General features: G+C 68.6%; 19 protein-coding genes. 7 read left to right on the plus strand and 12 right to left on the minus strand.

Annotated features, from left to right (window positions below):
• Nucleotides 1-47 precede the first annotated feature (47 nt).
• From DFR50_RS18195 to DFR50_RS18205, 3 genes are all read right to left on the minus strand, one after another.
• Nucleotides 48-1,883 (minus strand): ATP-binding protein, encoded by a 1,836-nt coding sequence (locus DFR50_RS18195; protein ID WP_113890688.1) that lies wholly within the window; start codon nt 1,881-1,883, stop codon nt 48-50.
• Nucleotides 1,884-2,118: 235 nt separating this feature from the next.
• On the minus strand, nt 2,119-2,598 hold the full coding sequence (gene msrB / locus DFR50_RS18200) for a peptide-methionine (R)-S-oxide reductase MsrB (protein ID WP_113890689.1): 480 nt from the start codon (nt 2,596-2,598) through the stop codon (nt 2,119-2,121).
• Between the two features lie 85 nt (nt 2,599-2,683).
• Nucleotides 2,684-3,739 carry an ornithine cyclodeaminase gene (locus DFR50_RS18205; RefSeq protein ID WP_113890690.1) on the minus strand — a complete coding sequence of 352 codons (1,056 nt, stop codon included), beginning with the start codon at nt 3,737-3,739 and terminating at the stop codon, nt 2,684-2,686.
• 110 nt (nt 3,740-3,849) lie between these two features.
• Here DFR50_RS18205 and DFR50_RS18210 point away from each other — a divergent pair, with 110 nt between their 5' ends.
• Both DFR50_RS18210 and DFR50_RS18215 read left to right on the plus strand, forming a co-directional pair.
• A complete protein-coding gene (locus tag DFR50_RS18210) occupies nt 3,850-5,037 on the plus strand; it encodes a M20 aminoacylase family protein (protein WP_113890691.1) in 1,188 nt (395 codons plus the stop codon).
• A gap of 45 nt (nt 5,038-5,082) precedes the next feature.
• Nucleotides 5,083-5,634 (plus strand): Uma2 family endonuclease, encoded by a 552-nt coding sequence (locus tag DFR50_RS18215; RefSeq protein ID WP_245427937.1) that lies wholly within the window; start codon nt 5,083-5,085, stop codon nt 5,632-5,634.
• 69 nt (nt 5,635-5,703) lie between these two features.
• Here DFR50_RS18215 and DFR50_RS18220 read toward each other — a convergent pair whose 3' ends face one another.
• A complete protein-coding gene (locus tag DFR50_RS18220; RefSeq protein ID WP_113890692.1) occupies nt 5,704-9,384 on the minus strand; it encodes a chemotaxis protein CheB in 3,681 nt (1,226 codons plus the stop codon).
• A 421-nt stretch (nt 9,385-9,805) separates the two neighbouring features.
• Here DFR50_RS18220 and otsB point away from each other — a divergent pair, with 421 nt between their 5' ends.
• The 4 genes from otsB (at nt 9,806) to DFR50_RS18240 (ending at nt 14,348) form a co-directional block, all read left to right on the plus strand.
• Nucleotides 9,806-10,597 carry a trehalose-phosphatase gene (otsB, locus tag DFR50_RS18225; RefSeq protein ID WP_170153274.1) on the plus strand — a complete coding sequence of 264 codons (792 nt, stop codon included), beginning with the start codon at nt 9,806-9,808 and terminating at the stop codon, nt 10,595-10,597.
• Entirely contained in the window at nt 10,594-12,396 is a 1,803-nt protein-coding gene (locus DFR50_RS18230; RefSeq protein ID WP_113890694.1) for a glycoside hydrolase family 15 protein, read from the plus strand. Before otsB ends, DFR50_RS18230 begins: the two co-directional genes overlap by 4 nt.
• Nucleotides 12,381-13,832, plus strand: coding sequence for an alpha,alpha-trehalose-phosphate synthase (UDP-forming) (otsA, locus tag DFR50_RS18235; RefSeq protein WP_113890695.1), 1,452 nt, complete (start codon nt 12,381-12,383; stop codon nt 13,830-13,832). The genes DFR50_RS18230 and otsA overlap by 16 nt, the downstream gene beginning before the upstream one ends.
• A 123-nt stretch (nt 13,833-13,955) precedes the next feature.
• The gene (locus tag DFR50_RS18240) at nt 13,956-14,348 is read left to right on the plus strand and encodes a nucleotidyltransferase family protein (RefSeq protein WP_245427939.1); all 393 of its coding nucleotides are present in this window, start codon (nt 13,956-13,958) and stop codon (nt 14,346-14,348) included.
• A 67-nt stretch (nt 14,349-14,415) separates the two neighbouring features.
• On the opposite strand, the gene DFR50_RS18245 is transcribed toward DFR50_RS18240, so the two are convergent.
• Nucleotides 14,416-16,338 carry a potassium transporter Kup gene (locus tag DFR50_RS18245; protein ID WP_113890697.1) on the minus strand — a complete coding sequence of 641 codons (1,923 nt, stop codon included), beginning with the start codon at nt 16,336-16,338 and terminating at the stop codon, nt 14,416-14,418.
• A gap of 582 nt (nt 16,339-16,920) precedes the next feature.
• Between DFR50_RS18245 and DFR50_RS18250 the strand changes: the two genes are divergently transcribed.
• Nucleotides 16,921-17,583, plus strand: coding sequence for a hypothetical protein (locus tag DFR50_RS18250; RefSeq protein ID WP_170153275.1), 663 nt, complete (start codon nt 16,921-16,923; stop codon nt 17,581-17,583).
• 105 nt (nt 17,584-17,688) lie between these two features.
• Here the strand turns inward: DFR50_RS18250 and DFR50_RS18255 are convergent, their stop codons facing one another.
• From DFR50_RS18255 to DFR50_RS18285, 7 genes are read right to left on the minus strand one after another with little or no spacing between them, the layout of a single operon-like run.
• Nucleotides 17,689-18,543: a F0F1 ATP synthase subunit gamma gene (locus DFR50_RS18255; protein ID WP_113890699.1), complete on the minus strand. Its 855-nt coding sequence runs from the start codon at nt 18,541-18,543 to the stop codon at nt 17,689-17,691.
• Entirely contained in the window at nt 18,540-20,054 is a 1,515-nt protein-coding gene (locus DFR50_RS18260) for a F0F1 ATP synthase subunit alpha (RefSeq protein WP_113890700.1), read from the minus strand. The genes DFR50_RS18255 and DFR50_RS18260 overlap by 4 nt, the downstream gene beginning before the upstream one ends.
• Nucleotides 20,035-20,781, minus strand: coding sequence for a F0F1 ATP synthase subunit delta (locus DFR50_RS18265; protein ID WP_113890701.1), 747 nt, complete (start codon nt 20,779-20,781; stop codon nt 20,035-20,037). Before DFR50_RS18265 ends, DFR50_RS18260 begins: the two co-directional genes overlap by 20 nt.
• 10 nt (nt 20,782-20,791) lie before the next feature.
• Complete coding sequence (locus tag DFR50_RS18270; RefSeq protein ID WP_113890702.1) at nt 20,792-21,040, minus strand: F0F1 ATP synthase subunit C; 249 nt, start codon at nt 21,038-21,040, stop codon at nt 20,792-20,794.
• Complete coding sequence (locus DFR50_RS18275) at nt 21,037-21,729, minus strand: F0F1 ATP synthase subunit A (protein WP_113890703.1); 693 nt, start codon at nt 21,727-21,729, stop codon at nt 21,037-21,039. Before DFR50_RS18275 ends, DFR50_RS18270 begins: the two co-directional genes overlap by 4 nt.
• Nucleotides 21,726-21,989 carry an N-ATPase subunit AtpR gene (locus DFR50_RS18280; RefSeq protein WP_170153276.1) on the minus strand — a complete coding sequence of 88 codons (264 nt, stop codon included), beginning with the start codon at nt 21,987-21,989 and terminating at the stop codon, nt 21,726-21,728. The genes DFR50_RS18275 and DFR50_RS18280 overlap by 4 nt, the downstream gene beginning before the upstream one ends.
• Nucleotides 21,986-22,273: an AtpZ/AtpI family protein gene (locus tag DFR50_RS18285; protein ID WP_113890705.1), complete on the minus strand. Its 288-nt coding sequence runs from the start codon at nt 22,271-22,273 to the stop codon at nt 21,986-21,988. Before DFR50_RS18285 ends, DFR50_RS18280 begins: the two co-directional genes overlap by 4 nt.
• Nucleotides 22,274-22,431 lie beyond the last annotated feature (158 nt).

Genomic DNA, 22,431 nt, shown 5'->3' on the forward strand with positions numbered 1-22,431 from the left:
GGACGCAAAAGCAAGGGGGCAACGCGTCCCCTTGCAGGACCTGAAGATCAGGCGGTGAGCTGGATGCGATAGGTCTCGGACCATTCGCGCCGCAGGGTTTCCATCGTCTTTTTTGCTTCCTCGTTGCTGGCGACGATCTGGGCCTGGGCGCGGGCGAGCGACATCAGGAGCAGCTCGAGAGCAACGAGCGGGCCGTCCTGCTCCTCGATGCGGGGAGCATCGACGGCATCCTCCTCAGCGGTTTCGGCGACGGCTCCGAGCTTACGCAGCGGTTCGTACAGATGTTCGAAGAACGGGTGAGCCGTGTTGATGGTAAGGATCACCCGACCAAACCGGTGCTCGACGTGATAAAAAGGCCAATACTCGTCGTGCTTGAACTCGATGAGGTATCTGGACGCCTTCACGCGCTCATAGGCCTGCTCATCGCTCTCGCCATCGCGTCGGAGCGCGATCGACAGAGTTCGCAAGTTGGCGTCGAGCTGAGCCTCTTCGTCCGCCGTGAGCTCGAGCGGCTTGGCCTGGTGCTGGTCGGCCTCGGTCGCCCGGGCTTCGGAGGCGCTGGGCTGGCCGCCGTTGCGCGCGCTCTTCTGCGCACCCTGGAAGCGCTTGATCTCGTCGTTGAGGGTCGTGATGTCGTCTCCGATCGCCTTCTTGATCGCTTCCTTCACATATCCCTTGGGCCGCACGCCCTGCTTGTTCGCCGCGACGCCAAACGCCTCGTCGAGAGTACCCGGGAAGTCGATCTGGATGCGATACCAATGGGTGACCGCGTGGCGCGTCGTCAGCTCGGTCATGGCGCCGGCAAAGACCTCGCGATCGTTGCGGAGCATGGTCACGGTCAGGCTGTTGAAGATCTGCAGATCGTTCTTTTGAACCTTCCGCGGCAAGGTCGACCATTCTTCAATGGGCAGCCGGTAAAGGCGAATGATGATCTGCTCGGTTCCCGAGCCATGCTCCCGGACCGGGATCTCGACAGGCTTGGCGAAGAGCAGCCGGCTCGTCTTGGTCGGGAGATCGATCAGCCGCGCGTGCCGGGCAGTCGGCATGGAGTAGGTCGGGTCGAACGCCTCGACGAGCCTATTGTTGACAAAAAGGCGGAGCCCAGCGGAGATCGAACGCCGATACACCCGCGACATCTCCTTCACCGCGTGTTCCACCAGAGTGCGGGCTTTGGCGTAGGTCAGGCGGTCGCACTCCGGCATGTAGACGATCGTCCCCGACCGCCCCAGACGGTCAGCGAGGTCCTCGCCGCGGTTGACGAACAGCTCCTGATCGGCGGCGCTGTTGGGGAAACCCATCGGCTTTGTGAACAAATCGGCGATCTCATCGGGGAGCTCGTTCATCAGCGTCGGGTCGGGTAGCTCAACCGTGTTGGTGCGCTCCTTGCCGATCGCCTCGACGTCCAGGGTCATGTTGAAATAGGCATTGGGCTCCTGCCACGAGTAAAGCTCCATCACCGGGCTCATGCTCAACGCGGCGGTCTTCATGCCCATGCCAAAACGTCCGATACCCGCTCTGTTGTTGTAGTTCATGGAGCCGCCGAACGAGGTTGCGACCTTGAGCACGTTGGGCGCCATCCCACTTCCGTTATCGTACACAGCAGCGTCGATCACGGTGTTGCTCTGCTTGCCCGTTTGCCTGAAGTAGACGCGAACTTCGGTGGCGCCCGCCTGAATCGCGTTGTCGACGTGTTCGCAGATCGCCGAGGTAGTCGTGTTGTAGCCCACGTCCCGCAACGAGGCGATCAGGGTCTGTGCGAAGAAGAGCGGAACGCTGGCGCCGTCCTTCAGCACGCGGTTCAGCACAGCCTTGCCGCCCTTGGGAGCGTCGGCCGCCCAATTCAGGACAGGCTCCGGGACTTCGCGGGTGTTCTCGTGGTTCATTTTCATCTCCAGCTTCTGTGACGCTCGTGCTCTGACGGCGTCGGAGCGAAGGCGAGGCTGCCTTCACTTTGGAGGAGATGAAGTCGGGCAAACGTTACACTTGTTCGCCGATTGTAGGTTGGAGAAGTCTGGCCGCTCCGGTTTCGATCCCCGCCCCGGGCAGTGGCTTCCAGAAGCTCGGCCAACCTCGCGTTGAAGCGGAATACGCCGCAAGGAGGAGACAGACCAGTCGCGTTCAGCCGGCCAGCGGCCTGAACGCGAGCGCGAGGCCGTTCATGCAATAGCGCAGGCCGGTGGGCTGCGGCCCGTCGTCGAAGACGTGGCCGAGATGGCCGCCGCAGCGGCTGCACGACACCGCGGTGCGCGCCATGCCGAAGCTGCGGTCGGTCGTCTCGATCACCGCGCCGGGCAGCGGCTTCCAGAAGCTCGGCCAACCCGTGCCGCTGTCGAACTTGGTTGCGGAGTCGAACAGATCGCGGCCGCAGCCGGCGCAGGCGAACACGCCCTTGCGATGCTCCTCGAGCAGCGGACTTGTGAACGGCCGCTCCGTGTCCGCCTCGCGCAGCACGGCATATTGCCCGGCGCTCAACAGCTTGCGCCATTCGGCATCGCTGTGGACGACCTCGAAGGTCGGCGCGGCGCTCGCCGGCCGCGCGATCGTTGCCGCCAACGCGGCCAGGGACAGGGACCCGAGGAATTGACGACGATCGACCATGGCTGAACCTCCGGTTCGCTTATGCGCCCTTCGTCCTCGGCGGGCCATTTGTTACCTGGACCGAAACCCGCGTCCGGCTTCCCGATCACCCCGGCCGGTGCCGCAGCAGCATGCCAAAGAGGTCGCGCGGGTCGTCGGGGTCGGCGAGCAGGTCCAGGTTGACGTACTCGCCGGTGCGGCCGATCTGGTCGCGGATGTAGCGCAGGGCGGAAAAGTCCTCGATGGCGAAACCGACGCCGTCGAACAGGGTGATCTGCGCCCGGTCCCGCCGCCCGGGCGCGAGGCCCGTCAGCACCCGCCACAGCTCCGTCACCGGATGGGACGGGTCGAGCTGCTGGATCTCGCCCTCGATCCGGGTCTGCGGCGCGTATTCGACGAAAATCTCGGAGCGCAGCAGGATGTCGCGATGCAGTTCGGTCTTGCCCGGACTGTCGCCGCCGATCGCGTTGAGGTGCACCCCCGCGCCGATCATGTTGTCGGTGAGGATGGTGGCGAAGCGCTTGTCGGCGGTGCAGGTGGTGACGATGTCCGCGCCCAGGATCGCCTCCTCGCTCGAGCGGCAGGACACGACCGCGAGGCCCGAGCCGGCGAGATTGGCCGCGGCCTTGGCGGTCGCCTTCGGATCGATGTCGTGGAGCCTGACCGCCTCGATTCCGGCGAGCGCCTTGAAGGCGATCGCCTGGAACTCGCACTGCGCGCCGTTGCCGATGATCGCCATCGTTTTCGCGCCCGGCGGCGCGAGGACCCTCGCCGCCAGCGCCGAGGTGGCGGCCGTGCGCAGCGCGGTCAGCACCGTCATCTCCGAGATCAGCATCGGATAGCCGCTGTCGACGTGGGAGAGCACGCCGAAGGCGGTCACCGTCTGCCGGCCGGCGGCGGCGTTGCGCGGGTGGCCGTTGACGTATTTGAAGCCGTAGGTCGCCCCGTCGCTGGTCGGCATCAGCTCGATCACGCCCTCGGCCGAGTGGGCGGCGATGCGCGGCGTCTTGTCGAACAGCTCCCAGCGGCGGAAATCCTCCTCGATATAGGCGGCGAGCTCGACGATCATCCGCTCCGGGCCGATGTCCCACACGATCCGCATCATGTGGTCGACGCTGACGAACGGAACGAGGCTCAACAGCCCCGGCCCCGGCGAGCCCATGGCTAACGCTCCTGCTTTCGTGTCTTGCGCCGGGCGCGGCGAGCAGCGAGACTGCTCCTTGCCGCGCGCGGCGATTTTCACAGTCTATCACACCGGAGCCGGTCCCCGACATGAACGCCCCGCTGAGGAACTCGATCGCCGCCATGATCCCGGAACTCACCGCGTGGCGGCAGGATTTTCACCGTAACCCGGAGCTCGGCTTCGAGGTTCAGCGCACGGCGCGGCTGGTGGCGGAGCGGCTGCGCGCCTTCGGCTTCGACGAGGTCGTCGAAGGGGTCGGCCAGACTGGGGTCGTCGGCCTCCTGCACGGCGCGAGCGGCCCCGCCGCGGGCCCGGAGAAGCGCGTGCTGTTCCGCGCCGACATGGACGCGCTGCCGATTCCCGAGGCGACCGGCGCGCCCTACGCGTCGGCAGCGGCGGGCCTGATGCACGCCTGCGGGCACGACGGCCACACCACCATGCTGCTCGGCGCGGCGCGCCATTTGTCCGAGACCCGCGCCTTCGACGGAACGCTGGTGTTCTGCTTTCAGCCCGCCGAGGAAGGCTACGGCGGCGCGCAGGCGATGATCGACGATTCTCTGCTCGAGCGCTTTCCGGTCAAGGGCGCCTACGCCGTGCACAACTGGCCGGGGGTGCCGATCGGCGCGTTCGGGGTGGCGCGCGGGCCGGCGATGGCGTCGACCGACAAGTTCGTGATCACGGTCGAGGGGGTCGGCGGCCATGCGGCGTTCCCGCACCTCTGCCGCGATCCGATCGTGGCCGCCGCGGCGATCGTGACGGCGGCGCAGACGATCGTCTCGCGCGTCGTCGACCCGCTGGAGCCGGCCGTGGTGTCGATCACCGCGATCCACGCCGGCGAGGCCTTCAACGTCATCCCCGACCGGGTCGAGATGAAGTGCAACATCCGCTGCTTCTCGGAAGCCGTCGGCACGACGATCGAAACCGAGCTTCGGCGCATCTGCGCTCAGACGGCGGCGGCGTTCGGGGCGCGCGCGACCGTCGAGAAGGGCGACGGCGTCCCCTATCCGCCGACCGTCAACCATCCGGCGGAGACCGAGATCGCGCTCGCGGCCATGCGCGCCGTGGCGGGTCCGGACAACGTGCGCGACGACGTGAAGCCGGTGATGGGCGCGGAGGACTTCGCCTTCATCCTGCGGCAGGTCCCGGGGGCCTACGTGTTCCTCGGCAACGGCGACACCGCCATGCTGCACAACCCGAAATACGACTTCAACGACGCCGCCATCGCGCCCGGCGTCGCCTACTGGGTGGAGCTGGCGCGGCGCGTGCTGCCGGCGTGAACGGCCGGCTTCGCCGCAGACCCTGTCTGTGGTAAAAGCGTCCGCATGTCGCGCGCCGCCGAGACCCTGATGGACGTCGACGCCTACCTCGCCTGGGCGGCGGGGCGGGGCGGCCGCTGGGAGTTGCGCGAGGGCCGGCCGGTGATGATGGCGCCGGAGCGGGCGATCCATGCCCTGACCAAAGCCGCCGCCTATGAAGCGCTGAAGGCCGGCGTCCAGCGCGGGGGCCTTCCCTGTCGAGTCTTTCCGGACGGCATGACGGTCCGGATCAACGCGCGAACCGCGTTCGAGCCGGACGCGCTGGTCGTCTGCCCCTGCCCGCCCGACCTGAACACGATGGAGATCCCCAATCCCGTGATCGTGGTCGAAGTCCTGTCGCCGAGCACGGCGGCGGACGACCACGGGGCGAAGCTCGACGGCTATTTCTCGCTGCCGAGCGTCGAGCATTATCTGATTCTCGACCCGGACCGGCGGGTGATGATCTGGCGGAAGCGCGGGCTTGCGGGGGCGATCGAGACGCTGATCGTGCGCGACGGCCTCGTCCGCCTCGATCCGCCCGGCCTCGAGGCGGAGGTCGAGGGGTTCTTCGCCGCCTGACTCACGGCGGCGCAACCGGGGCGCGGACGCCTCGGGCCGGCTTCGCCCGGCGAGGCGCAAGCCCGCTCCTCACCCCGGCCCGAACCCGGCGGGCTGCGCTTGCCCCGACTGCGCGAGTTGATCCTGCTCCAGGCGCGCGAGCGGCAGGGTGAAGCAGAACTTCGCGCCGCCGCCGGGGTTCGCCTCCGCCCAGATCGACCCGTAATGGGCCTCGACGATGGATCGGGAGATCGACAGGCCGACGCCGAGCCCGGTCGCCTTCGTCGACGTGAAAGGCGTGAACAGCTCGGCGTTGGCCTTCTCCGGCAGGCCGTGCCCGGTGTCGGCGACCTCGGTCCGGATCATGCCGTCCTGAAGCGCCGTGGTGATCGTCAGCTTGCGCTCCTTCGCGTAGTCCATCGCCTCCATGGCGTTGCGCATCAGGTTGAGCAGCGCCTGCTCGATATGCACGGTGTCGGCGAGGACGTCGTCCTCGGCGGCCTCGAGCGCGAGCGCGATCTCGACCTGGCGCTCGCGCGCTGAGGGCGTGGCGAGGTCGCAGGCGCGCCGGATCAGCCCGTGCAGACTCTGCTCCACCCGGTTCGGCTCGCCGCGCGCCATGAACTCGCGCAGGTGGGCGATGATCTGGCCGGCGCGAAGGAGCTGCGCCGCCGCCTTGTCGATCGCCTCCTTCAGCGCCGGCTTTTGCGGCTGCGCCGGGTCGGCGGCGAGCTGGCGGACGAGGGAAAAGTAGTTCGACGCCGCCGCGAGCGGCTGGTTCAGCTCGTGGGCGAGCGCCGTCGCCATGTCGGCCATCGAATCGAGGCGATTGGCGTGCAGCTTGTTCAGGCGCGCCTCGAACCGCCTCCGCTCGCTCAGATCGCGAATGAAGCCGATGAACAGCCGCTCCTCGTCGTGGCGGATTTCCGACACCGAAAGCTCGATCGGAAACTGCGAGCCGTCTTTGCGCCGGCCCTCGAGCTCGCGGCTCGAGCCGACGCTCCCGGCCTTGCCCGTGTCGAAGAAGCGCCCGGAATGGCTCTCGGGCCGCGATTCGGCCGCGAGCATGTTCACGTCGCGCCCGACGAGTTCCTCCGCGTCGTAGCCGAACATCGCAGTCGTGGCTGCGTTCGCCGACTGGACGGTCCCGCTCTCGTCCGTCGTGACGATCGCGTCGCCGACGCCGTCGATGACGGCCCGCATCCGCGCCTCGCTGTTGCGCAGGGCGTCCTCTGCGCGGCGGCGCTCGCCGATGTCGACGAACGTGACCACCACGCCGTCCGCCTTGTCCTCGACCGTCCGGTACGGACGCAGCCGCATCAGGTACCAGGCGCCGCTGCGGCTGCGGACCTCGCGCTCGCTCGGCGCCCCGTCGCGCATGATCCTGCGCGCCTCGTCGGCCAGGCCGTCGTATTCGAGCCCGTGGGTGAAATCGGTGATCGACCGGCCCTCGTCACCCTCCACGATGTTGAAAAGCCGGGCGATGCTCGGGGTGAACCGGTTGATCCTGAGCTGCGGGTCGAGGAACAGGATGCCGACGTCCGTCGCCGCCATCAGGTTCTGGATGTCGCTGTGGGCGCGGGACACGCTGTCGAGCTTGGATTTCAACTCGCTGTTGGCCGTCTGCAACTCCTCGTTGATCGACTGCAGCTCCTCCTTGCTGGTCTCGAGCTCCTCGGCGGTCGATCGGTGCTCCTCGTTGATCGACTGCAATTCCTCGTTGGCGGCGCGCAGATCCTCGTTGGCTTCCTCGTATTCCTCGCGCGAGGTCCGTAGCTGCGCCTGGGTGAATTGAAGCTCCTGATGGGCCCGAAGGAGCCGCTCGCCGAGCGAAAGTTCTTCCATGCCGGCGACCCCGGTCGCGAAGTCGCCGAGCGCCTCGCCTTCGAAGAAGAACACGATCGCGGCGCGTGCGGCGGGCGGAACGCCGGCGAGCGGCTTGGCGTGCAGATAGACGCGGCGCGCCGAGCCGTTGAAGCGTACGGCGATCGGGCCGCTGAGGCTCGGCTCGCCGCGCCCGAAGGCGCGAACGAGCGCGGCGCGCAGGTCGAACCGAAGCTCCTCGCGCGCCAGCTCGGTGATGTCGTTGACCAGCGTCCCGGCCGATGGCTGCAGATAGCGCCCGGCCTGCTGCGAGAGATGCATCACGCGATAGGACTCGTCGACGATTGCGCTCGGCGGAGCGAGGCTCTCCAGCGCCTCGCGGTGCGTCGCCGCTTCGCTATCGCCGCGCGGCGACGGGTAGGTTCGCCGCGGCGCCGGCTCGACGCCGAACGACGGCGGGCCGATGCGCGGCGTCGCCCGCCTGTCGGCCGCGACCGCATGGCGCTGGTAGATCCGGCTGTCGCGATCGATCGGCCGAAACAGGCCTTGCGGCGTGTCGGCGCTCTCCGACGTTCCCAGGAACAGATAGCCGGCCGCCGTGAGCGCGAAATGGAAAATCGCGCAGACTTGCTGCTGCAGGTCGCGGTCGAGGTAGATCAGCACGTTGCGGCAGGAGATGAGGTCGGCGCGCGAGAACGGCGGATCCCGCAGCAGGCTGTGGCGCGCAAACACCACCTTGTCGCGCAGTTCGCGGGCCACGCGGTGGTGATCGTTCTCGCGGGTGAAGAAGCGCTTCAGGCGCTCGTCCGAAACGTCGGCTTCGATCGCGCGCGGATAGCGCCCCTCCCGGCCGACCATGAGCGCGGCGTCGTCGATGTCGGAGGCGAACACCTGAACATCGCAGTGGACGTCCCGCCGCGCCATTTCTTCCAGGAGCAGCATGGCGATCGAATAGGCCTCCTCGCCGGTGGCGCAGCCGGGAACCCAGGCCCGCACCACGTCGGTTGCGCCCTTGCCCTCGAACAGCGTCGGGATCACGGCCGCCGCCAGCTTGTCGAAAGCGGCCGGGTCGCGGAAAAACGTGGTGACCGAAATCAGGAGGTCGGCGAACAGCGCCTGCGCCTCCGCCGCGTTCTCGCGCAAGACCTTGAGATACTCGGCCATCGTCCCCGCCCGCTGCACCTGCATCCGCCGGTCGATGCGGCGGCGCACTGTGGATTTCTTGTAATTCGAGAAATCGTGGCCCGTCTGCACCCGCAGTTGCGCCAGAATGGCCGCCATGGCTTCGCCGTCGTCGGGGTTCCGGCCGTCGACCTGCAGGCGGGGGCGATCGCGGATCAGGTCGGGCAATTTTTCGGCGATTGCCCGGATCGGCAGCACGAAGTCGGCGAGACCGGTTTCGATCGCGCTGCGCGGCATGGATGCATATTCGGCGTCTTCCGGGTCCTGGACGATGATGATGCCGCCGGCTTCCTTCATCGCCTTGACGCCGAGCGCGCCGTCCGAACCGGCGCCCGAAAGGACGATCGCGAAATCGTCGCCCTGCTGCGCGGCGAGCGAGCGGAAGAAGAAGTCGATCGGCGCGCGCCGCCAGCGCGGTTCGTTGAATGGTGCGAGCGCGAGGCTACGGTCGGTGACGAGGAGTTCCCGGTTCGGCGGGATGATGTACACCCGACGCGGTTCGAGCGGCGTCGCGCCGGCGACCTGGGTCACCGGCATTTTGGTGCGCAAACTCAGGATGGACGGCAGTTCGCTCTCGTGCGCCGGGTCGAGATGGACCACGACGACGAAAGCCGCCTCCAAGTCGTTCGGCAGGCATTCGAACAACTCTTGCAGCGCCGCGACGCCGCCGGCGGACGCGCCGATGGCGACGGTCGGAAACGGATTCGCGGAGGCCTCCCCTGCCCCCGCTGCGGCGTCCGCGGCCTTCCGGTCGTTGGAGGACATCAAACCTTCCTCGCGCTATCCGTCAGAGACATAAGCGCAAATATTGCCGACTTCGCGTCCCCGCCCGTTGTTGACAAGCGCCACAAGCAATCGGACTTTGCGTCGGCGCACCCGTCGCGACCCATTGTCGCCCCACTTTCGTTTCGAGCGCGGACGCCTCGATACACAGCCCCCGTCCGGCTTTCGGCGCCAAAGTGCGACACGAGCGCCCCCGCCGTCAAACCGCGGCAGGCGTCACGATCATCCCCATTCGGCGGCCCCTCAATCCTGCGAAAGGCGAAAGGCCTTTCCGCTCGCCTGTCCGGCAAAGGCGCAATTGAGCCCGGCGACGCCCCGGTCCCCCTTCCCGCTCGCCATGTTTTCACCACGGTATCGCCGCGAAGCGCAGTTAGCCACGGAGTCGGCGGGACTGGAGCACGGTTTGCGGACGACGTTCGCGGCTTCGAGCGCGGGCGCCGCCATGAGCGGCGGCGACGCGGGCGAGGCTGATGGCATTGGTCTGTTTCTCGACGTGGACGGCACGCTGCTCGACCTCGCCGAGCGCCCGGACGAGGTCGTCGTCCCGGCCAGCCTGATCGCCGACATTGCGGCCGCCGAGGCCAGGGCCGGCGGCGCGCTCGCGCTGGTCAGCGGCCGCGCCATCGCCGAACTCGACCGGCTGTTCGCGCCGCTGCGGCTCAAGGCCGCCGGCGTCCACGGCGCGGAACTGCGGCTCGATCCGGACGACGAGACCCTGACTTCCGCCAACGTCGAGCCGCTGCCACACGCCCTCTGGGCGGAACTGAACGTCCTTCTACGCGACTTTCCGGGAACGTTCGTGGAAAACAAGCGTTACAGCTACGCGGTTCATTACCGCCAGTCGCCGGGTGCGGGCGACGCCTTGCGGCGCCGACTGGCCGACCTGCTCGAGACCCTGCCTTACCCGGGAATCACGATGCTCGATGCCCATTGCGCGTTCGAAGTGAAGACCAGACTTTTCGACAAGGGGCGCGCCGTCGCCGCGTTCCTCGCCTACGAGCCGTTCCGGCGCCGGACGCCGATCTTCATTGGCGACGACCACACCGACGAAGCCGGTTTCGCCGCGGTCGCCGCCAACGGCGGACGCGGCTACTCGGTCGGCTCGCGCCGCCCGGGCGCGGTCGGCGCCTTCGCAAGCCCCGCTGCGGTGCGCGCCTGGCTCGCCGCCTACGCCGACGGCGCAGCCTCCGCATGATCGCTCAGCAGCCGTCGCGGCCGCAGCCGCTCGATCTCGCTCTTATCGGCAACTCCTGCGTCGCCGCTTTCGTCGACCGGCAGGCGCGCCTCGTCTGGTGGTGCTTTCCCCGCTTCGACGGCGATCCCGTCTTCTCGCGCCTGCTCGCCGGCGACGAAGAGAAAGGGTTTTGCGACGTCGTCCTGCACGGGCAAACCTCGGTCGAGGCGCGCTACGTCCGCAACACCGCGATCGTCGAGACGATCCTCACCGCCGAGGACGGGGCGTCGCTGCGCGTGACCGATTTCTGTCCGCGCTTCGACCGCTTCGAGCGACCTTTTCGCCCGCCGCAGGTGATCCGCCGGCTCGAGCCGCTGTCCGGCATGCCGCGGATCGCGATCCGCGTGCGCCCGACCCACAACTACGGCCGCCCGACCCAAAACGCCGTCGTCGGCTCGAATCACGTCCGCTACGTCGGCGGCCCCAACGTGATGCGCCTGACCAGCGACGCGCCGCTGAGCTACATCCTCAACGAGATCACCTTCCCGCTGACCCGTCCGCTGAGCCTGGTGTTCGGCCAGGACGAGCCCTTTCTCAGCGCGATCGACGCCACGACCCGGGAGTTCCTCGAACACACACGGGAGCACTGGCTCGACTGGTCGCGCAACCTCGCGGCGCCGTTCGAGTGGCAGGCGGACGTGGTGCGCGCGGCGATCACGCTCAAGAACTGCGCCTTCATGGAGACCGGAGCGATCGTCGCCGCGCACACGACCTCGATCCCCGAGGCGCCGCGCTCGGGACGCAACTGGGACTACCGCTTCTGCTGGCTGCGCGACGCCTATTTCGTGGTGGACGCGCTGAACCGTCTCGGCGCGACGCAGACGATGGAATCGTACATCCACTACATCACCACCATCGCGATCGAGAGCGGGCCGATGCAGCCCCTGCACGGCATCATTCCCTTTTCCCCGCTCAACGAGGTGATCGCGCCCGATCTCGCCGGCTTCCTCGGACAGGGTCCGGTCCGGGTCGGCAACCAGGCCGCCGCCCAGACCCAGAACGACGTCTACGGCAGCGTGGTGCTGGCCGCGGCGCAGATGTTCGTCGACGAGCGCCTGCCGTCGATGGGCGACGAACCGCTGTTCCACATGCTCGAGCGGCTGGGCGAGCGAGCGCTCGCGGCCGCCTTCGAACCGGACGCGGGCCTGTGGGAGTACCGCACCCGGGAGCGCCCGCATACCTATTCGGCGACGCTGTGCTGGGCCGCCTGCGACCGCCTCGCCCGGATCGCGCGCATGCTCGGCCACGAGCGCGCCGCCTACTGGAAGACCAACGCCGCGGCCTTGCGGGAAAAGATCCTGACGGAGGCGTGGGACGAGCGCCAGGGCGCCCTCACCGGCGCCTTCGGCGAGCCGGCGCTCGATGCGAGCGTCCTGCTCGTCGCCAAGCTCGGCCTCCTGCCGCCGACCGACCGCCGCTTCGTCATGACCTGCGAGGCGATCGGGCGGACGCTGATCAGGAAGGGGCGCATCATGCGCTACACCGCCCCGGACGACTTCGGCCCGCCCGAGACGGCCTTCCTCGCCTGCAACTTCTGGTACGTCGACGCCCTCGCCTCGATCGGTCGGGCGGAAGAGGGCCGCGAGCTGTTCGAAGCCATTCTCGGACATCGCAACGCCTTCGGCCTGCTCTCCGAAGACATCCACCCGGACACCGGCCAGCTCTGGGGGAACCTGCCGCAGACCTACTCGATGGCCGGGATCATCAATTCAGCGACGCGGTTGTCGTCGAGTTGGGAGGAAGCATGGGCGCGCGCTTGATCATTGTTTCGAACCGCGTCGCGGCGCCGGACCCCAAGGGGACGCCGAGCGCCGGCGGCATGGCGGTGGCGGTCAAGGCCGCCCTCAAGAACCGCAGGGGGCTCTGGTTCGGCTGGAGCGGCCAGGTGTCGGAGGAGCCCGATCCGCTGCCGCGCGTCATCGACGCCAAGCGGGTGACCTATGTCCTCGTCGACCTGTCGAAGAACGACGTCCAGGAATATTACAACGGCCTCGCCAACAGCGTGCTGTGGCCGATCCTGCATTATCGCGGCGACATGCAGGAATATTCGCGCGCCGACGCGAGCGGCTATCTGCGGGTGAACCGGATGTTCGCCGACAAGCTGAGTCCGCTGGTCGCCGAGGAAGACGTCATCTGGGTCCACGACTATCATCTCATGCTGCTCGGGCATGAATTGCGTGCGCGCGGCCATCGCAACCGGATCGGCTTCTTCCTGCACACGCCCTGCGCGCCGCCCGACATTTTGCAGACCCTGCCGCTGCACGAGCAGATCTTCGGCAGCCTCGTCCACTACGATCTGGTCGGCTTCCAGACCGCCAACGACCGCGACAATTTCGCGCGCTATCTGGTCGCCCGGGGCGCGAGCCCGACCCGCGGCGGCGCCTACGAGTTCGAGGGCCGTCAGGTCAAGCTCGGGGTGTTCGGGGTCAGCATCGAGACCAAGACCTACATGCGCTTGGCCCGCAACGCCGGCCGTTCGGCGATGGTGGCGCTGGTGAAGGAGAGCCTGTCGGACAACAGGCTCGTGCTCGGAGTCGACCGTCTCGACTACACCAAGGGCATTCCCGACCGGATCAAGGCGTTCGAGCGGTTTCTCGAAGACTGCCCGGAGTGGCGCGGCAAGGTGACGTTCCTGCAGATCACGCCCAAGAGCCGGTCGGACGTCAAGGAATACGGCGAGATCGAGAGCGAGGTGACGGGGCTGATCGGTCGGGTCAACGGCCGCTTCGGCGACGCCGCCTGGACGCCGATCCGCTACGTCAACCGCTCCTATTCACGTACGGTGCTGGCCGGCTTCTACCGCGCAGCCGACGTCGCCCTGGTGACGCCCTTGCGCGACGGCATGAACCTCGTCGCCAAGGAATATCTCGCCGCGCAGGACCCAGAGAACCCCGGCGTGCTGGTGCTGTCCGAGTTCGCCGGCGCCGCGCGCGAACTCGAGCAGGCGCTGATCGTCAACCCGCACGAGACCGACGCAGTCGCGTCGGCGATCAAGCACGCGCTGGAGATGCCGCTCGATGAACGGCGCGACCGGCATGCGCCCATGCTCTCCCACCTGCAGGTCAACGACATCACCAAATGGGCGGAGGATTATCTCTCCGCCCTCGCCGACGGCCGCCAGACCCGCCGCCTGCTGGACAGCCTGCGGGTGTTCTTCGGCACCCAGCAGGGCCGCGAGCCGATGGCGACGCTTTAGGCCGCGATCGGCGAGCGCGAGCGGAACACCAGCGCGAAGGTGCGCTGGTCGACCGTGACGACAGAGCTTGGCGACCTGATCGGCGCCCGATCTGGCCCCTCGCGACGACGCCGGACTGTGGCCATGGCCGAAACCAGCCTGTTGGCGTACTGTCGCCCCATGACGCAGCAGGTCTTTTCTGATCCCGGCGCGCTGGCTTCGGTGTGCCGCCGCCACCGGATCCACAAACTCTCCCTGTTCGGATCGACGCTCAAAGGAACTGCGCGGCCGGACAGCGACGTCGATCTCCTCGTCGAGTTCGAGCCGGACGCGAGGCCGACCCTGCTGACGTTGGCGCGGATCGAGAGCGAGCTGGCGCCGTTGCTGAACGGGCGAAAAGCCGATGTGCGCACGGCGCGCGAGTTGAGCCGTTATTTCCGCGACGAGGTCGTGCGCACGGCGGAAGTCCAGTATGAAGCCCGACGACTGGGTTCGCCTGCAACCCTCGCCGCCGCCCTCGATCACGACGGCGCCTGAGGCGTCCTGCCCGGGACGGGCTTTCGTCTTCGCCGTTCCCGGGATTCAACCGCCAGGAGGTCCCGCCTCAGATCTCGAACTCGATGCCGATCTCCATCACCTGCGCGCTCGGCAGTTTGAAATAGGCGTCGGGGCGCTGGGCGTTACGGTGCATGAAGGCGAAGACCGCTTCGCGCCAGCGCGGCATCCCGGGCCGCTTGCCGAGCGGCAGGATGGTCTCGTGGCCGGTGAAGTAGATCGCTTGACCGAGATCGAATGTTTCGATTTTCCCCTCCGCCATTGCATCGGCGAGACCTTGCGGCACGTCGGGCTGCTCCATGAAGCCGAAGCGCAACTCGGCGCGCGTCAGGCCGGCGCCGATCGGCGCCGCCACGACCCGTTCGTGGTCGCTCGCGTGCGGCGTCTCGGTCATCTCGACCGCCACCAGCACCACGTTCTGGTGCATCGTCCGGTTGAAATTGACATTGCGAGACAATGCGATCGGCACGCCCTTGGCCATTCGCCCGAGCACCACCGCGGTGCCGGGAATGCGGAACGGCGGGTCGATGCGCAGTCGCTCGACGAAGGCTTGCGTGCGCTCGCGAACGTCGACCCTCAGGGCGTCGAGGACCTGCGATCCTTTTCTCCAGGTCAGCATGGCGAACGAGATCGCAATGGCGATCATCAGCGGAAACCAGCCGCCGTCGAGGAGCTTGGTCGAGGTCGCAGCGAAGAACAGAAGGTCGAGCGCGAGCAGGCTTCCGTTGACGGCGTAGACGATCGCCGGGTTGATCTTCCAGTGCAACGCCACATAGGTCGCCAGCACCGTGGTGATCACCATGAGCAGCGACACCGCGACGCCGTAGGCGCCCGCGAGCGCGTCCGACGAGCCGAAGCCGAGCACCGCCGCGAGCGTCCCGGCCGCGAGCGTCCAGTTGACGAACGGAACGTAGATCTGGCCGATCTCACGCCCCTCGGTGTGGATCACGGTCATACGCGGCAGGAAGCCGAGATTGATCGCCTGTTCGGTGAGCGAATAGGCGCCCGAGATGATCGCCTGCGAGGCGATCACGGTCGCGACCGCAGCCAGCGCGACCAGCGGATAGTGCGCCCATTGCGGCGCGAGGGCGAAGAACGGATTGTCGAGCACTTCCGAAGAGCCGGGCTCGGCGAGCAAGAGCGCGCCCTGTCCGAAATAGCTCAGCGTCAGCGCCGGCAGCGCCAGACCGAACCAGGCGAGGCGAATCGGCAGCGGGCCGAAATGGCCCATGTCGGCATAGAAGGCTTCGCCGCCGGTCACGGCGAGAAAGGCGCCGCCGATCACCACGAGCGCCAGCGGCCCGACGCTGACGAGATAGGTCACGGCGGGAACGGGGCTCAAAGCGGCGAGAATGGCCGGCTCCCTGACGATCCCTGCCGCGCCGAGCGCGCCCGCGACGAGGAACCAGACGAGCATGACCGGGCCGAACAGGCCGCCGACGAAGGACGTGCCGTGGCGCTGGATCACGAACAGCGCCGCGAGGATCGCGACCGTCAGGGGAACGACCACGTGGCTCATCTGCGGCGCGTAGAGTTTCAGCCCCTCGATCGCCGACAGGACCGAGATCGCCGGCGTGATCGTGCCGTCGCCGTAAAGGAGCGTCGCCCCGACGAGGCCGATCGCCAGCAAGGCCGCGCGCTGGGCCGTGGGTTTGGCGCGGCGCGGATGGACGAGCGCCAGCAGCGCCAGAATGCCGCCCTCGCCGTGGTTGTCGGCGCGCATGATCAAGGTCGCGTATTTGAGCGAGATGACGATGATCAGCGACCAGAAGATCAGCGAGACGATGCCGACTGCCGCCTCGGGCGTCGCCTGGCCGCCAGAGCTCGCGGCCTTGACGGCGGTGTTGAGCGTGTAGAGCGGGCTCGTTCCGATGTCGCCGAAGACCACGCCCATGCAGGCGAGCGACGCCCAGCCGACCGAACGCCCCTTGCCCTCGTGTCCGATTGTGCCAATTCCGGCGGCCGCACTCATGTCGAGCGCCTCGTTCCTTTCCGGGCGGCTCGCATCGCGGTCGCGTTCCGGCGTGTTGGCGCCAGTTTCTGACTGATCCGGGGCGGCGTCAATTCGGACTAAGTCGCGTGTCCGGCCCGCTTGCCGCGCACGCACTGGCAACGGGCGACATGCGCGCCGCCGGCGGGCATTGGCCGCGGCCCGAAGCCTTTGGCGAAGCGGATCGGACGCCAGCGACCGCCATCACGGTCCGGTGCAGGGTGGATTGCAGTTGACGGCGTGCGACCGACGAGCGCAGACAGCGTCGTAAATCTTCTGTAGACGCCGCGCCGGCGAGCTTGAAAGGGCTCGCCGCAAATGGGAGAACAGGGCGGGACATGGTGAAAGCCTGCGTCGACAGAGAGCGCCTGCCTCCAATCGTGACGCCAGGAACTCCGTGACTGGGAGGCGAAACTGCTGGATCCTTTGAACTCGCTGTGGATCGACGACAAGCTCGGTTGTGTCGAACAATTGACGATGGTCTCGGCAGTGTCGATGGGACATCGCTTTCGGTTGTATTCCTATAACCCAGAAAGACTTCGCGGGGTCCCGAACGGTGTAGAGGTGCGCGACGCGAACGAGGTTGTCGAATATCCTGCCCTCGCCAGGTACTTCGACGGGGGACATCGCGCGCTCGGGACTGACTTTTTCCGCTACGTGATGCAGGCCAAGGGGATCGGCTACTGGGTCGATCTCGACCTCTATTTCCTGCGCCCGCTCGATTTTCGTGACGATTACGTCTTCGGCTGGGAGCACGAGACCTCGATCAACGGCGCGATCTTGCGGCTTCCCCCGGATTCCGCCATGGTCCGCGAACTCTGCGAGATCCCGCAGCTCAACTGGCGGCCGCCGTTCTATGGGCCGCGCAAGACGCTCCAGTTCTACTGGAGACGGCTGCGCCAAGGCGACCTTCGGCCGGAAGACTACCGATGGGGCACGTTCGGCCCGGCGATTCTGACCTATCTGGCGAAGAAGTACCGGGTCGCAAACCAGGCGCAGAAGCAGGCCGTCTTTTATCCCGTCCGCCATAGCGACGCCAAAGCCTTCTTTGGCCCGCCCGAGTGGGTCGAACGGCAGATTACCAGCGAGACCAGGGCGGTTCACCTCTGGAGCTCGGTGTTGAGCCGCGAGAAGACGACTGCGCCGGCAGGCTCCTGGCTCGACATCGTCTGCCGCCGTCACGGATTGACGCCCGCCGGCGTCGAGCGCGAACGCGCTGCGGCGTGAAGCGCGTGCGCCAAGGGAGGCGTTCCGGAGCCGCCTACCGATATCGCTTCACCCGACGGCCGGCTCCCCCGCCCCCTCTGATGCGACACGCCGTCGCACGCCGGACTATCTCCGCGCCCGCCTCCCCCCGAGTTCGATGATCTCGTCGGTGATCTCCTCCTGCCGCAGCTGGCGGGAGCGGGCGACGAGGTCGTCGAGCATCGTCGCCACGTTGGCCTTGGCGGCCGACATCGCCCGCATGCGCGCCTCGTTCTCGGCGGCGAGCGACAAGGTCAGCGCCTCGGTCAGCTCCGCGAACACGTATTCTTCCGCGAGTTCGGCGAGCAGGACGCGCGGCGGCAGGGAGACGATCGGCGGCGACGCGGTCCTGGCGAGGGGAAAGCGGGCGAAATCGAACGGCGCGAGCGCCCGGTCGACCACCTGGATCTCGCCTTGCGACGGAATCGCGTGAACAAGGTCGACCCGGGTCGCCTGGCCGGCGCCGAGGCGCAGGTAAAGCTGCTCGGTCACGCGGTCGGCGAGCGCGCCGGCCTCGTCGACGTGGGCGATCATCGGCCGGCTCCAGCCGACGGCGAGCCCGCGCTCCTCCGCCGCCGCCAGTCCGCGGGCGCCGAGCAGCAGCAGTTCAGTCGTGCGCGCGCCGTCGGCCTTGAGCGCGCGTTCCGCCGCCTCCAGCACGCGCCGGTTGAACGGGCCGGCGAAACCCTGCTCCGCGCAGACCGCGATGACCAGATGGCCGCCCCGGCCGTCCCGCTCCCGCGGCGGAGCGCCGCCGTCGTCGAGCGCCAGCGCCTGCCCGATCGCGGCGCCGATGGCAGCGGCGTAGGCGCGCACGCCCTCGACACGCTCGCGCGCCTCGCGCGCCCGCGCCGCGGCGATGCCGCGCATCGCGCCGATCACCGACGACAGCTGCCGCACCGAACCGATGCGCGCCATGACGTCGCTGAGCCGCTCGGTCACGCCCCTGCCCCGATGATCGCGCGCACCGCCTGAACGAGTTTTGTCCGCGCCGCGTCGTCGCAGGCTCCCTTGGCCATGACCTCGGCCGCCGCCTCGGGGGCGCGCGCGTCGAGTTCCGCCGCGATCCGCGCCCGCGCCTCGGCGACCTTTTCCGCGGGCGCGGCGTCGAAAGCGCCGTCGGCGAGCGCGGCGAGCAGCGCGACCTCGTCGACGAGGCGGAGGGTGGCGAAGCGCGGCTGGGCGAGCAGCGCCCGGATGCGTTCGCCGCGCGCAATCGTCGCCTTGACGCGCGCGTCGGTGAGGCCGCCGAAGCGCGTGAACATCTCGAGTTCGAGGAACTGCGCATAGTCGAGCCGCAGTCGTCCGGAGGCCGCCCTCAGGGCCGGCGCCTGCGCCTTGCCCCCCACCCGGCTGACCGACAGGCCGACGTCGACCGCCGGGCGCTGGTTGGCGGCGAACAGGCGCGAATCGAGCACGATCTGCCCGTCGGTGATCGAAATCAGGTTGGTCGGGATGAAGGCCGAGAGGTTCCCGGCGTCTGTCTCGGCGATCGGCAGCGCGGTGAGCGAGCCGCCGCCGAGTTCCGGCGCAAGCTTCGCCGCCCGCTCGAGAAGCCGGGCGTGCACGTAAAAAATGTCGCCGGGGAAGGCTTCGCGGCCCGGCGGCTCGCGGGTCAGCAGCGCGAGTTCCCGGTGCGTCGCCGCGTGCTTGGTGAGGTCGTCGACGACCACGAGCGCGTGCTGGCCGCGATCGCGAAAATATTCGCCGATGGCGAAGCCGGCGAACGGCGCGATCCATTGCAGCGCCGCGGACGAAGCGGCCGACGCCACGACGAACACGCAACGCTCGGGCGCGCCGCGCTCCCGCACCTGTTCGATCACCCGCTCGACCGCCGTCGCCCGCTGCCCGACCGCGACATAGACGCAGATCATGTCGCTGCGCTTCTGGTTGATGATCGCATCGACCGCGATCGCCGTCTTGCCGGTCGCGCGGTCGCCGATGATCAGCTCGCGCTGGCCGCGGCCGAGCGCGAACAGGGCGTCCACCACCAGCACCCCGGTCGCGACCGGCTGCTCGACCAGCGCGCGGTCGACGATCGCCGGCGCCGGCCGCTCGACCGGCGAAAACGCCTCCGCCGCGATCGGTTCGTCGCGGTCGAGCGGCCGTCCGAGCGGATCGACGACGCGGCCGAGCAGGCCTGCGCCCACCGGCGTGCGGGCGACCTCGCCGGTCGCCGAAACCAGCGAGCCGACGCCGATGGCGGCGGCTTCGTCGAAGATCGCGGCGTTGATCGCGTCCGGCTCCAGCGACAGCGCATAGCCCATGCGACAGCCCTCGAACCGCAGCAATTCGCCGAGCCGGGTCTCGGGAAGGCCGGAGACGCGGGCGACGCCGTCGGCGATCGCCTCCACCCGCCCGACCGACTGCGCCTCGGCCGCGAGATCGACCCGGCCGAGCGCCGCCCGCTCGCCCGCGAGCCAGCGGTCGCCGTCATCGATGGTCGCCGGCATGGCCTGTCAACTCCTCGACGATGCGCTTCAGGTCGGCGCGAAAGCTGTTGCGCGCCACCGCGTGCGGCGTTTCCAGTTCGAGCCCGGCGATGAGGCTCGGGTCGACCGCGACGGCGAGGTCGACGGGACGGCCGAGCGCGCGGGCGAAAGCGTCGCGGGCCGACTGGATTTCCGCCGCCGTCAGCGGCCGGGGCGCGGTCAGCGTCGGCCGGTCGGGCGCGCCGAAGCCGTCCCGGCTCGCTTCGGGGAGCGACGCCAGCGCCCCGGCGAGGCCGTCGATGAAGCCGTCCACCTGCGCCGACGCCGGAAGCCGTTGCATCAGCTTGCCGGCGACGTCGACCGCGAGCCGCGCCGAGCGCTCGGAGGCGGCGGCCTCCTCGGCGGCGCGCGCCCAGCGCGTCTCCGTCTCGGCCGCGGCCCGCACCTGGTCCGCGTCCTCTTTCGCGCTCGCCAGCGCCGCCTCGCGCAGGGCGGCGGCCTCTTCGGCGGCGCGCGCCAGGACGGCGCCGCGGGAGGCCTCGATCCTTTCGCGTTCGGACTGCGCCGCCGCGCCCGCCGCGACCGCCGCGGCTCTCTCCGCCTCGGCGTCGGCGAGGATTTTTTCCGCCGCCGCGCGCCGCTCCTCCATGATCGCGATCACCGGACGGAACAGGAAGCGGGCGAGGATGGCGACGAGGATCAGGACGTTGACCGTCTGCAGGCCGAGCGTCCACCAGTCGATCCGCATCGGCTTGGGCCTATTTGACGAACGGGTTGGCGAACAGCACGAGCAGCGCGACGACGAGGCAGTAGATCGCCATCGTCTCGATCATGGCCAGGCCGACGAACAGGGTGCGCGAGATCGTGCCGGCGGCCTCGGGCTGGCGGGCGATCGCCTCCATCGCCGAGGCGACCGCCATGCCTTCGCCGATCCCCGGCCCGATCGCCCCGAGGCCGACGGCGAGGGCGGCGGAAACAATGCTGACGGCCTGGACGAGATCGTTCACGGGGCTGGCTCCGAAGACGCGCCGGCTTTGCGGCGCTCGCCGACCGCGGCGCCGATGAAGACGGTCGCGAGGACGGCAAAAATATAGGCCTGCACGGCGCCGGTCAGGAGATCGAGCGCCATCAGCGGGATCGGCACGAGGAGGCCTGCGAGCGTCAAGATGATGCCGATGATGAAGACGCCGCTCATCACGTTGCCGAACAGGCGGATGATCAGGGAAAAGGTGCGGGTGAACTGCTCGACGATGTTGAGCGGGATCATCACCCAGGTCGGCTCGGCGAACGTGGCGAGATAGCCGCCGAGGCCCCGGACGCGGATTCCCCAGGCGACGGTCGCGACGAACACGATCAGCGCCATCGCGGCGTCGGTCTCGATGTGGGCGGTCGCGGGCTCGACCCCGGGGATCAGCGACGACCAGTTCGAGGCGAGGGTAAAGAGGAAGATCGAGCCGATCAGCGCCCGAAACGGGGCCGGGTCGGTCTGCATCGTGCCGCGGATCTGGTCGTCGATGGTCGCGACCACGAGTTCGAGCAGCGCCTGCCCCTTCGACGGAACGAGGCGCAGGCGCCGGGTCGCGAGCGCCGAGCCGAGGCCGAGAAGGAGGATGATCGCCCACGACACGACCACCGGCTCGGTGATCCCGACCGGGCCGAGGAGGAACAGCGGCTCGAGCGACAGCGGAGACTTCACGCGAGTCTCCGATAGTGACGGGTGAGCGCCAGCCGCGCGACCAGCACGCCGGCGGCGGCGGCGAGCAACAGGCTCGCGCCCAGCTTCGCCACGACGACCAGCGCCGCAGCCAGCGTGAAGAAGCGCAGGCCCTGCAGCGCGACGCCGAGCCCCGTCCGGCCGTCGCGCATGAGCCCGACGCTCCACCAGAGGGACAGGAAATGCGCGGCGCCGAGAGCGGCGCCGATCAGGAAGGCGGCGGCGAGGAGGGCTGCGGTCATTGCCTGTGCATCCATCGCCAGGCCGTCCACATGCCCGCCACGGCGCCGAGCATGATCAGCGGCGCGGTGAAGAAGACGCCAGTCCTGAAAGCGCCGTCGAGCCAGCGGCCGGCGACGACGCCGATCAAGATCGGGGCGACGATCGCCCAGCCGAGCACGCCGATCTGGCCGAGCCGGGTGGCGATGGTCGGCTCGTGGTCGGCGCGCGCTCCGCGATCGCGGCCGGCGGCGATCCGGGCGGCGTCCTGCATCCGGCCGTTGCGCTGGTCGCGGGGCGGGATCATGGCGCCCAGCCCGGGCTCTCGCGCCCCCTGGGGTCACAGGGCGTCGCACAACTTCCCCTTCCCCAACGAAAGTTGGGGAAGGTGGCGCGAAGCGCCGGATGGGGTGTGGGCCGCGGCATCGATGCTGGAGGGATTGCACAACCGTCGCCACCCCCTTG

It is taken from the genome of Roseiarcus fermentans (assembly GCF_003315135.1).
In the GTDB taxonomy this organism is placed as follows: domain Bacteria; phylum Pseudomonadota; class Alphaproteobacteria; order Rhizobiales; family Beijerinckiaceae; genus Roseiarcus; species Roseiarcus fermentans.